A 9344-nucleotide genomic window follows, 5' to 3' on the forward strand; every position below is an offset into this window, starting at 1 on the left:
CTAATGGTTAGCTTTGGCTAACTTATTCACATCGAAACCACACAGTGATTTCTCAGAAAAACGTTCAGCCAGCCTGGCTACAAGGGCACAACAAGGAACCTCCAATGACTACTAAGCAAAACGCACAGACACTAGCAGCCGTAGCTCACGCACTTATCGCTAAACTGCCACGAATGACTCTCGCCGCAGCTGTTGCTGAGTGGAACGCTGTAGCGGGCAAGTTCGAAATCATCGGCGTCCCAGGCCGTAAAGCTCACCTGGAGCGCTTGCTCACCGCGCTGGTTGCTGACATCGAAAGCGAGGCTGCCAAAGCGCTGGAAATGGACGCGCAGCACGACGAAAACAACGCCTTTGCCGCGATGTGGATTGCTCAGGATTCCCGTCTGATTGATTGCTTGATTAACCCGACACTGGTTGAGGCTGACCACGCCGAAGCGCTGCAATGGAACGCCTTTATCGACTACTGCTGGCCTCTCGAAGTTGAAGACGTCATGGTCGGTATTGAAATTACTGCCCATGAAGAAAACAACCGTTTCAACTGGCTCGCTAACCGCTGGGGGCTGTTCCATGCATCAATCAAGTGGGTTCAGGTCGAGATGTTGAATGCAGCTCACGGCGAAGCTATCGCGTTTAACCGCGAGCATACAGCCGCGCTTGTTGCCCTAAGTTGTGATGGCTTCCGTAGCCGTTGGGGTACTCATGCCCCACACCATGAAGCAATGAGCGTGATTTACTGCCATGAGCAAGCCCTGCAAATGAACAGTGCTTTTGATAACGATTCAATCGCTCAATTCAAAAAGGTAGCACCGGCCATCGTTCATAACGTAAAAGCCCGTATTACTGGCAGCGAACGCGATGAAGCGCTTATGAAAATCATCCATGAGGAAATCGCACACCACTTTGCAGGATGGCAGCGCTTCTTCACTCAATACGTGAACTTCACAGAAGACCAACGGCGCGAATTTTCCGGGATTATGTACGATCTGGTAGCCCCTCTCTCACAAGGATTAAAAGGATCGGTAAACCCTATTTACGAAAATTTTGTAAAAACGACAGGGAAAACCGGGGCACTTAATTTCATCACCCATCACTCCAGCGTGGGAGGGTTAGCATAATGTACGGCACTCAGGAAGTTATCCGGGCATGTGTTAAACCGGGAATGTTGGTTAAGCATGAAGGGAAAACATATCAGGCATCGGCAAATAAAAACGGAAAACTTTATTTATTCAATCTGACTGAGTCAAAGCGCATTACCGACATTTTTGTTGAGGTCTGCCTTAATTCTCGCGGCGAACCTTTCATTAACTAAGCAGTAAACGTAACACCCGTTTTATTTATGCCCTTACGGGCAGGACATTGTTCAACCAAAATTCAGGAGCAAATATTATGGAACACAAATTCACAGTTACATTTTCAGCAGTTAATTTTTTCAAATCTGAAGTTTGTGAAGTAACTGAAATATTTATCGGAAAGCAAAGCATCGGTTTTATTGCTGAAAACAGCGATCCGGAACAAAACCATGCAGCACCGATTGTCACGCCATTCACTCCCGCTGGCCTGATGGATGAATCTCACTGTGTGGGGTGTGCCGCAGAACAGCTTTTTGCATCACATACGGGGGTTCCTTCTGACGTGATTGGTATCACCGCCAGTTCAGACCGTTCGCCTCTCGCCGCCTTATTAATGGCTGGCGTGTTGAGTGCAGCGATGAAACGTTAATTTCATCCAGCCCCGTTAATTCGGGGCGTTTATCAACATAAGCATTTGCACAGTGCTTAATTTGATAAATGAGGAGTTTTACTGTGGATATTACACTCGCATTTAAACAGTTATCTCTCGTCAATGGCGATGAAATAACGTTGAGCATCGCACCCAGCGCAATGAAAAAAATGATTATGGAGCTAGTCGCTAACGGTTATTTAACTACTGAAGAATTAATCATTCTTTCCATTGGTCAGCTGAAACTTTGCGATAAGCGTCACCGTGAACATGTATTACCAGAAATAGTGTTAAACAAATTAAATCAAACTTATCAAGCCGTAAATAACGGAGGTGAAAATGTCTAAATATATTGGCTGTTGGTTTGGCCTGGAAGAAGCCGCAGAAGAAAATGGGGAAATGCGCATTGCCCACGCCTATGAAGCTGCAAACGATAAGCAGGCAAAAGCAAAAGGGACTCTGCTGTTCATGGAAGCATTTCCGGATGCTGACGAAACCCAGTTCGAGTTTCGCATGTACGCAGCAGCGGAAGGCATTCCCAGCCCAGTTGATGAGTGGGACGAAGAATTTTTATTCGATTACACATGGGATGAGCAGTTGGGTCACCCTGTCGCACCGGTAACAAAAAAACCGGCGAAGCCTATTGAGTTCGGTGAGTTGAGCGAATCTCTGCGTGTTGCCACGCTGGTGAAACATCACAGCACCGAAATCGATAGCGATCAACTCCGTGGTGCCATTGAGTTACAGCAGGACGATTCATCAACGTTCGACGGCCATATTTATTTGGCGATAACAAAAACCCCATCCGTTGCCGTCATGTATCCAGAACGAATTCTGGAAGCTATCGACTTTATCCGCGAGAACTGCGCACCGACGAAGAAGTGGCCTGAAATTAAGGGAGCTCTTGCGGGATGGCTGAAAAACCACGAAGCCGACCGTAAGGATGGCGGCGTAACAGCTACTTCCCCGGACGAGCATAAGCCCGGAAGCGGCGATCCGAAGCGATTTGACCTTGTGCTTGCGCTGCTGGTTATGGGTAAAGAGCCTTCAAAAGCTGGCGCCAGCGATGTGAAAAACGCGAAGTACCTGATCGAGACACGCGAGGCCGCATGGAGAGCCTGGAGAACAACTCTGGTTGGCGTTCCCGGCATTTATTCTTTCCCCGAGCAGTTGCTGTATGAGCTGACCCTTGACGGCATGAAAGACCTCAATCTGATTGGAGATAACGCGAGCCGCCTGGCATACGTGCGCAAGCACTTTGCTGGTCACCCTCTCCTTCCCGATTACATCATTGATGAGAGCGACAACCATGAAACCGAGCAGGACACGACAACAACAATTGACCCACTGGACGCTGAATCGCCAGCGTCTAATACAGTGGCGCCGGAACACTCTGATGATGTGCCAACATCGGGGGCGGTGGAAAATACGACATCTGTAGAGCGTATTGGGCCATTCTACTATCGCACTGTTGCGGGCGATAAAATAGGCCGCGCCAACAAGCTGCCGAAGCTCCAGGAAGTTATTGCACAGGGCTGCGTTGAAATCTCACAGGAGGAATATCAGGAGCGCAAAACTGGGACGTATCAAGCGCCACAGGAAACCAGCGAGAAACCAGCCGCACAGACCGAAGTGAAGAAAATTGCCGACGGAGTTTTCTCGATCGATAACCTAATGGCCGAGCAGCCAAAAGCCGCGGCTGAGCAGCTAGCCCCCTCAAATGAGGTCGTAAATCAGGAAGCACATCCTAAAGCAGAACCTGACGCCGCACAGCCGGTAGTTGATTTCCAGAGTGTTGGCGCCAGCCTGGAAAAAGATTTGCAGGATAAATCAGAAGACGCTCAGGACAACCTCAAAATCTGGCGCAGCGTTATGCGTACAGATCCACGCTTCACCAAGCAAATGACCGGAACTGGTTTCGAAGGTACCAGCATCAACGCTGAGTACATGATCATGCGCGCGACTGAAATTTTCGGGCCAATCGGCAGCCGCTGGGGATTCGAAATTTTGGAAGACCATATGATCCCCGGCGCGCCGTTCTCCGAACCGGTTTACGAGGATAAGAAATTTATCGGCAACCGGATGCTACGTGACGGCGACGGTACCCTGCTTTTTGAACAAAACCACAGTCTGAAAATTCGGCTCTGGTACACGACGGAAACCGACGAGGGATCCGTACATGCTTATGGCGCAACGCCTTACATGTATAAAACCAAAAATGGGATCAAGTGTGACGGGGAAGCACAGAAAAAATCCCTCACTGATGCCCTGAAAAAAGCCCTGTCCTTGCTCGGTTTCAGCGCTGACGTTTGGCTCGGTCTGTACGACCTCCCGGAATACCAGGCAGAAAACATCACTGAATTCGCCATTAAGAATGCCAGCGATAAAGCCGAGGACGTGACACGCCTGCGTAACGAGTTGGACGAAAAACTCACCCGCGTGGCGAACACCATCGAAAACGCCGTCAGCACCAACGAAGCGAAAAAGGTATTCGACACCCTGGCGCGCGAAGTGGAAGTACACCGCAAAGCAGCCGAAGCCAAAGGCGATCAAGAACACGCCAAATATCTGTCTGGCCGCCTGCGCCGTCTCTCACAGATCAAAGATCAACGCATCAAAACCTTAACTGAAAATCAGGAGCAATCCGCATGAGCCAGAACACCACTGCAATCGCCATCGCCGCCAACATGACCAAGCTACTGGCCCTCGTTGAGTCCGGGGAATTTTCCCCGGAGGACATCGCCGACACCATCGAAGGTGAAGAGCTGGCGCTGGGCGACAAATTTGACGGGATTATGACACTGGTCCGCAACCTTGAAGGCCAGGCCAAGACTGTAGACGAAGAAGTGAAGCGCCTCAGCGACCGTAAGAAATCGTTTGAGGGCCAAGCCAAAAATCTCAAAGCCTACATTCTGAAATGCTTACAGGCTGCTGAACTTAAAACGTTCAAAACTGAACGCAACACCCTCACCGTACGCAAAGGGTCTATTTCTGTGGTGATCGACAACGTGGATCAACTTCCCGACGAACTGGTTGACGTTGCCACCGTAGTCGCCCCTGATAAGAAAAAAATCAAAGAGGCCATTGAAGCTGGTGAGGACATTAAAGGTGCTCACCTTGAAATCGGCGCTGAATCTTTGCAGGTGCGCTAAGCCTGATGCGGCCTGCAATGGCCGCTCACTGAGACAGAGATATGAGCGACGAATTCAGCAGTCTTTTGTTTCCCAAGAGAACAGAACCAGATGACTTTAAAGACCACACCGAAGAGATCATCTGGCATATGCGAATCGGGTACCGACGGCACCACGGAATAGTTGAGCAGCCGCCGGAAGTGAAAGCACCGAAATTGAAGGCCAAGAGAAAATGAAAATTATCAAATTAGACCAACTTTGCACCGTTGAGCGTCAGGGGAATTACGGCTGGGAAGCCAGCACTATTAACGAACCAATTTATATTGTGGCGGATTATATCGAGTCTATGTATTACACGGGTAATACAACTATAAAAATGACTTCCGGTGACACTATTAAGGTGAAAGAAAGTCCAGAGGAAATATTAAAGCTGTTGGAAGAAAAGCAGGAGCAACCCCATGACTGAAGTTAAAACTCCTGCAAACCCAAGCCGTAAAGCAATGGCTCGCGTTAAAAATCCCCTACCCGCACCAACTGAATGCCGCTTCTGCCATTCAGAAGTACGTGTGGCTACGCACCAGGAAGTATACGGCCGCGATTATAGCGACTGGCCTTACATGTACTTATGCGGTAATTGCGGTGCCTGTGTGGGTATGCATCCCTTCACCAATATACCGCTTGGAACATTGGCAGACAGAGCAACGCGCGAAGCCAGAAAGAACTGCAAAAAACCATTCGAAGCGCTTTGGCGCAGCGGGCAAATGAGCCGAACGGAGGCTTATACCTGGCTGGCTGCCGAACTAAATATACCTGTCGGTGAATGCCACTTTGGTTGGTTTGATATTTCCCAATGCGAAGCTGCTAAACGAGCTTGCGAGGAACGTACAGCATGAGCAATACCGCGAAACTACAACTTGGCTTTTCTCCGCTTACCAAAACCATCCAGCTCGCAAAAATGCGCAATGACGGTGAAGGTCGCCGGATCCGTGTAGGCAATGATCGGGGACGAGATGTGACTGACGAAGCCGCACAGTTGGTATGGCAGTTGGTCATGGCCGAAGGTGGGGAAATTGGTTGGGCGCTGCCAGACGGTAGCCGCATGGTGCTGAAGGCTGAAAAACAGGAGATCAAATGAATAACGTCATCGCATTACCTGTCCAGCGCGACTCTTACGGCTGCTGGACCCATCCCGAATACGACAAATTCTGTGACGGTCGTGACCACATCCCTAACTCAGAATTTAGCGACTGGATTAAAGCCAATGGTCTGGAATGGGCTTTCGAGCTACGTGATGAATCGCTTGATTTTTCTGACGATGGACCTTTCGCCCCTGAGCTTTCTGAATGGCAACCTGAACCACCTGCCGGTGATGGTTGGTTTATTGGTTCAATCCACGACACAGAAGATGGCCCTGTGTGTCTTTGGTTTCGCATCGTCGAAGGCGGTGTGGCATGAACAGATGGGTACGCGCAGAAATGATGATTATCCGCCAATGTGCCGGAACCATGACTGTAGAAAACATCGGCCGTCTGATTGGCAGAACAGGCGCGGCGGTAAGAACAAAAGCCCGTGAACTGCGTATCAAGATGTACTTACGTGGCGATTACCACCAATCAGCGAAATACCGCCAGGCAGATATTGAGCTGGCGCGAGAGCTGCACTGTAAAGGCGTAAGCCGCCGCGATATTGCGGAAAAAATGGAAATGCCGATCGGCGTTGTTAACCAATACGTTTACTTCGAACGAAGAGTTGAAGGGGCTGCATCATGAATAACCAAATCGTATTTGTTAACGGAAAATCAAAATGTGGCTGTGTAATGAATTATAGCGACGGTAGTGGTGAATATTCAGACGTTCACGAGATAACAACCTGTGCCGCACATTCCCAGAATGAGACTATTAAGGAAGTGAGTGATATGGCTAAAGAATTGAGATTTTATGGTGCCAGCGATGATTTATTTGAATGTGAAGGCGCTATCCGAGAAGAAATTGGCTGCTTCAATAAACCAGGAATTTATCACCTAAAATCAGCAGAGGGCGAACTACTCGTCGTTGGCTATTACCTTGATTCAGGTCTTTGGAGTATTGGGGTTAGTCAGGTAGCTGAAAACATTCCTCTGCCGGCATGGCCTGTCACCTACTCCATTCATGAATGCGGATACAGCCCACTGGTTACTATTGAAGTACCTAATGACGTTACCTTAGCTGAACTATGTGAGGAAGCGTAATGACGGGAATATCCAGAAAACGTGTTTTGTGGCTTCACGATGCTGCGACCGAACTTGCCAGCACCAAGTTAAGAATGACCATGAAGCCTGAAGAGGTTTTGCAGTTAACAACGGAGCTACTAGCCGGAATGGACGCCGAACCAGTGGTGTGGGACTACGAATGGGCTTCCTGCGTCACCTACGAGGGACCACAGGGATTTAAGCGCGTCATTGAGCGCGAGGCCCCTCCTGAATGGGCTATTGATGAAGGTCGAGCCAGGGACATCATCCCACTATATCGACACCCGCAATCAGCGCCTGACAGCAAACAAGTGGACGAATTGACGATATGGATTAAGCGATTAGCCCACTCACTCAAATATGCAAACCAGTTAAGTAAATTACCTGGTGATGCAATGGAATATCTGAGCCGTAAAGGGCTAATCAGCGTGGAGGACGTATTGCGATGATGCCAGATATTCACGATACCCAGACCATGCGCATAGACGCGATGATTCAGATTCTGAGGAACATGAAATCCGATGTGAAGCGACTGGGGAAACTTAGCGCACTGAATTACCAAGATATGACGCCGAAGCAATGTCAGAAACGCGATGCCGATGCCAACTGGATCGGTATGGAGCAAATCAAGCGAAGGCATGAACTCCACGCGCTGGCGGTTGAACTGGGTTTTGCTGAACGCCGCACCAGCTATGAACCCATCGAGTTAACCGATGGTTGGCATCGCTTCAAACACCAGCCACGCGAACCCAAGTGAATCTTGATAATCAGTTTTGAAGCCCGGCCAGCATTATCCTGCAGGCCGGGTATGAGGTGACTCATGACCAAAAAAGTTTTACTTCAGGATTGGGCTACCGGACCAAACGGATTCGACTACCCACAGAAACAATCCAGGCTTAATTATCTGGCAAAAACAGGTCAGATTTTCCCTCCAGCTACAAAAGACGGGAAACGCTGGGTTGTCGATGAGGATGCCATTTTTATTGGCTGTGTAGGTAAACCCAAAATTTCTCAGAATCTCCCTGAAGCGGCGAAAAACCTCGTGGAGAAAGTGATCAATGGGCGCACCTCGTAAGCACAAAATCGACATCGAGAACCTTTACGTGAAACTCGATAAGCGAAACAACAAAGTTTACTGGCAGTACAAGGATCCATTCACCCAAACCTGGCAAAGCTTCGGCACCTGTGAAGAAACCGCCAAGGCTGCCGCTACGGAACTAAATCGCCTTTTCGCCTCCCAGCAGGTTGAACAGAGTTTTGCCCTTATCGATCTAGCGAAACAAAAACGTGCCGGTAACGGGGTGGATGTTCGATTTAAGGATTGGGTGGAAAAATATCTCTCATTGCTGGATAAAAAGCTTCAAAAAGGAGAGCTATCCCGGTCAACGGTCGATGGGCGAAAACGAGCCGCTAACCTCCTTTGTGACCGGGTGGCGAATACACCACTTAAGGAAGTAGGCTCGCGCGAGATGGCAGCTATTCTTGAAGAATTTATTGATCAGGGAAAATTTAGCCAGGCAAAAAATATCAGAGCGGATTGGGTCGATATCTTCAAAGAGGCTCAGTTTGCGGGAGAAGTGCCGCCCGGATTCAACCCGGTCATGGCAACACGAAAACCTCAGATAAAGGTCACCCGGGCGCGGCTGAAGCTGGAAGACTGGCTACTGATATTCGAGCATGCGAAAAAAAATGAATCGCCCTGGGCCGTTAATGCGCTGTTGCTGGCCATCGTCACCGCGCAGCGCTTATCAGATATCCTGAAGATGAAATTTAAGGACATTAAGGACGGGTATTTATACGTCGAACAGGGTAAAACTGGCGCGAAGCTCGCCCTTCCCCTTTCCCTTCGTTGCGAGGCAATTGGCCTGTCACTGGGGGAAGTCGTTGATAGATGCCGGGATAATGCACTGAGTGCTTACCTTGTCCATCATGTCAGAACGACGAAGAAATACAGGTCCGGCGATCCTATCAACAAAGCTACGGCGAGCACCATGTTTGCGCGTTGCCGTGACCATGTTGGCATTGTTCCGCCAGAGGGTAAAACCCCAACGTCATTTCATGAGCAACGCTCTTTGTCGGAACGTTTATACGAAAAACAGGGGGTCGATACTCAGCAACTTCTGGGGCACAAATCTGCAGCAATGACGGAGATGTACCACGATGAGCGCGAAGATGAATGGACGTTTATTGCCGCTCAGTAATTAACCTGTATTGGGGAAGAGTTTTGGGGGGATTTTGGGGAAGAGGTTGTACGGTGGGCAAACTGT

General features: G+C 49.3%; 17 protein-coding genes. All 17 read left to right on the forward strand.

Annotated features, from left to right (window positions below; translation table 11 throughout):
* Positions 1-104 precede the first annotated feature (104 nt).
* The 17 genes from ACJ9Y9_RS12695 to ACJ9Y9_RS12775 all read left to right on the forward strand — a co-directional run bounded on the left by ACJ9Y9_RS12695 (position 105) and on the right by ACJ9Y9_RS12775 (position 9278).
* Positions 105-1115, forward strand: a complete 1011-nt coding sequence (locus ACJ9Y9_RS12695) for a hypothetical protein (RefSeq protein ID WP_407226158.1) — start codon at positions 105-107, stop codon at positions 1113-1115.
* Positions 1115-1309, forward strand: a complete 195-nt coding sequence (locus ACJ9Y9_RS12700) for a hypothetical protein (RefSeq protein ID WP_407226159.1) — start codon at positions 1115-1117, stop codon at positions 1307-1309. Before ACJ9Y9_RS12695 ends, ACJ9Y9_RS12700 begins: the two co-directional genes overlap by 1 nt.
* A gap of 77 nt (positions 1310-1386) precedes the next feature.
* Positions 1387-1719 (forward strand): hypothetical protein, encoded by a 333-nt coding sequence (locus tag ACJ9Y9_RS12705; protein ID WP_407226160.1) that lies wholly within the window; start codon positions 1387-1389, stop codon positions 1717-1719.
* Between the two features lie 83 nt (positions 1720-1802).
* A complete protein-coding gene (locus ACJ9Y9_RS12710; protein WP_407226161.1) occupies positions 1803-2066 on the forward strand; it encodes a hypothetical protein in 264 nt (87 codons plus the stop codon).
* Between the two features lie 44 nt (positions 2067-2110).
* Entirely contained in the window at positions 2111-2341 is a 231-nt protein-coding gene (locus ACJ9Y9_RS12715; RefSeq protein WP_407226234.1) for a DUF2002 family protein, read from the forward strand.
* Complete coding sequence (locus tag ACJ9Y9_RS12720) at positions 2233-4371, forward strand: exodeoxyribonuclease VIII (RefSeq protein WP_407226162.1); 2139 nt, start codon at positions 2233-2235, stop codon at positions 4369-4371. The genes ACJ9Y9_RS12715 and ACJ9Y9_RS12720 overlap by 109 nt, the downstream gene beginning before the upstream one ends.
* Positions 4368-4871 (forward strand): siphovirus Gp157 family protein, encoded by a 504-nt coding sequence (locus ACJ9Y9_RS12725; protein ID WP_407226163.1) that lies wholly within the window; start codon positions 4368-4370, stop codon positions 4869-4871. The genes ACJ9Y9_RS12720 and ACJ9Y9_RS12725 overlap by 4 nt, the downstream gene beginning before the upstream one ends.
* A 211-nt stretch (positions 4872-5082) precedes the next feature.
* Entirely contained in the window at positions 5083-5316 is a 234-nt protein-coding gene (locus tag ACJ9Y9_RS12730; protein ID WP_407226164.1) for a flagellar FlbD family protein, read from the forward strand.
* The gene (locus ACJ9Y9_RS12735; protein ID WP_407226165.1) at positions 5309-5743 is read left to right on the forward strand and encodes a zinc-finger-containing protein; all 435 of its coding nucleotides are present in this window, start codon (positions 5309-5311) and stop codon (positions 5741-5743) included. Before ACJ9Y9_RS12730 ends, ACJ9Y9_RS12735 begins: the two co-directional genes overlap by 8 nt.
* A complete protein-coding gene (locus tag ACJ9Y9_RS12740) occupies positions 5740-5985 on the forward strand; it encodes a hypothetical protein (protein ID WP_407226166.1) in 246 nt (81 codons plus the stop codon). The genes ACJ9Y9_RS12735 and ACJ9Y9_RS12740 overlap by 4 nt, the downstream gene beginning before the upstream one ends.
* On the forward strand, positions 5982-6305 hold the full coding sequence (locus ACJ9Y9_RS12745; RefSeq protein ID WP_407226167.1) for a hypothetical protein: 324 nt from the start codon (positions 5982-5984) through the stop codon (positions 6303-6305). The genes ACJ9Y9_RS12740 and ACJ9Y9_RS12745 overlap by 4 nt, the downstream gene beginning before the upstream one ends.
* The gene (locus ACJ9Y9_RS12750) at positions 6302-6619 is read left to right on the forward strand and encodes a DNA-binding protein (protein WP_407226168.1); all 318 of its coding nucleotides are present in this window, start codon (positions 6302-6304) and stop codon (positions 6617-6619) included. Before ACJ9Y9_RS12745 ends, ACJ9Y9_RS12750 begins: the two co-directional genes overlap by 4 nt.
* On the forward strand, positions 6616-7077 hold the full coding sequence (locus ACJ9Y9_RS12755) for a hypothetical protein (RefSeq protein ID WP_407226169.1): 462 nt from the start codon (positions 6616-6618) through the stop codon (positions 7075-7077). The genes ACJ9Y9_RS12750 and ACJ9Y9_RS12755 overlap by 4 nt, the downstream gene beginning before the upstream one ends.
* On the forward strand, positions 7077-7526 hold the full coding sequence (locus ACJ9Y9_RS12760; RefSeq protein WP_407226170.1) for a hypothetical protein: 450 nt from the start codon (positions 7077-7079) through the stop codon (positions 7524-7526). The genes ACJ9Y9_RS12755 and ACJ9Y9_RS12760 overlap by 1 nt, the downstream gene beginning before the upstream one ends.
* On the forward strand, positions 7523-7834 hold the full coding sequence (locus tag ACJ9Y9_RS12765; protein ID WP_407226171.1) for a regulator: 312 nt from the start codon (positions 7523-7525) through the stop codon (positions 7832-7834). The genes ACJ9Y9_RS12760 and ACJ9Y9_RS12765 overlap by 4 nt, the downstream gene beginning before the upstream one ends.
* A 63-nt stretch (positions 7835-7897) precedes the next feature.
* Positions 7898-8152 (forward strand): excisionase, encoded by a 255-nt coding sequence (locus tag ACJ9Y9_RS12770; RefSeq protein ID WP_095442344.1) that lies wholly within the window; start codon positions 7898-7900, stop codon positions 8150-8152.
* A complete protein-coding gene (locus ACJ9Y9_RS12775) occupies positions 8136-9278 on the forward strand; it encodes a tyrosine-type recombinase/integrase (RefSeq protein ID WP_407226172.1) in 1143 nt (380 codons plus the stop codon). The genes ACJ9Y9_RS12770 and ACJ9Y9_RS12775 overlap by 17 nt, the downstream gene beginning before the upstream one ends.
* The last annotated feature ends 66 nt before the right edge of the window (positions 9279-9344 follow it).

Source organism: Enterobacter sp. CPE_E1241, assembly GCF_045618265.1.
Taxonomy (GTDB): Bacteria; Pseudomonadota; Gammaproteobacteria; order Enterobacterales; family Enterobacteriaceae; genus Enterobacter; species Enterobacter adelaidei.

Bases quoted from the DNA above. Each gene is read 5' to 3' on its own strand.
- ACJ9Y9_RS12695 (WP_407226158.1), top strand. From the start codon at position 105: ATGACTACTAAGCAAAACGCACAGACACTAGCAGCCGTAGCTCACGCA.
- ACJ9Y9_RS12700 (WP_407226159.1), top strand. From the start codon at position 1,115: ATGTACGGCACTCAGGAAGTTATCCGGGCATGTGTTAAACCGGGAATG.
- ACJ9Y9_RS12705 (WP_407226160.1), top strand. From the start codon at position 1,387: ATGGAACACAAATTCACAGTTACATTTTCAGCAGTTAATTTTTTCAAA.
- ACJ9Y9_RS12715 (WP_407226234.1), top strand. From the start codon at position 2,111: ATGGGGAAATGCGCATTGCCCACGCCTATGAAGCTGCAAACGATAAGC.
- ACJ9Y9_RS12720 (WP_407226162.1), top strand. From the start codon at position 2,233: ATGTACGCAGCAGCGGAAGGCATTCCCAGCCCAGTTGATGAGTGGGAC.
- ACJ9Y9_RS12725 (WP_407226163.1), top strand. From the start codon at position 4,368: ATGAGCCAGAACACCACTGCAATCGCCATCGCCGCCAACATGACCAAG.
- ACJ9Y9_RS12730 (WP_407226164.1), top strand. From the start codon at position 5,083: ATGAAAATTATCAAATTAGACCAACTTTGCACCGTTGAGCGTCAGGGG.
- ACJ9Y9_RS12735 (WP_407226165.1), top strand. From the start codon at position 5,309: ATGACTGAAGTTAAAACTCCTGCAAACCCAAGCCGTAAAGCAATGGCT.
- ACJ9Y9_RS12740 (WP_407226166.1), top strand. From the start codon at position 5,740: ATGAGCAATACCGCGAAACTACAACTTGGCTTTTCTCCGCTTACCAAA.
- ACJ9Y9_RS12745 (WP_407226167.1), top strand. From the start codon at position 5,982: ATGAATAACGTCATCGCATTACCTGTCCAGCGCGACTCTTACGGCTGC.
- ACJ9Y9_RS12750 (WP_407226168.1), top strand. From the start codon at position 6,302: ATGAACAGATGGGTACGCGCAGAAATGATGATTATCCGCCAATGTGCC.
- ACJ9Y9_RS12755 (WP_407226169.1), top strand. From the start codon at position 6,616: ATGAATAACCAAATCGTATTTGTTAACGGAAAATCAAAATGTGGCTGT.
- ACJ9Y9_RS12760 (WP_407226170.1), top strand. From the start codon at position 7,077: ATGACGGGAATATCCAGAAAACGTGTTTTGTGGCTTCACGATGCTGCG.
- ACJ9Y9_RS12765 (WP_407226171.1), top strand. From the start codon at position 7,523: ATGATGCCAGATATTCACGATACCCAGACCATGCGCATAGACGCGATG.
- ACJ9Y9_RS12770 (WP_095442344.1), top strand. From the start codon at position 7,898: ATGACCAAAAAAGTTTTACTTCAGGATTGGGCTACCGGACCAAACGGA.
- ACJ9Y9_RS12775 (WP_407226172.1), top strand. From the start codon at position 8,136: ATGGGCGCACCTCGTAAGCACAAAATCGACATCGAGAACCTTTACGTG.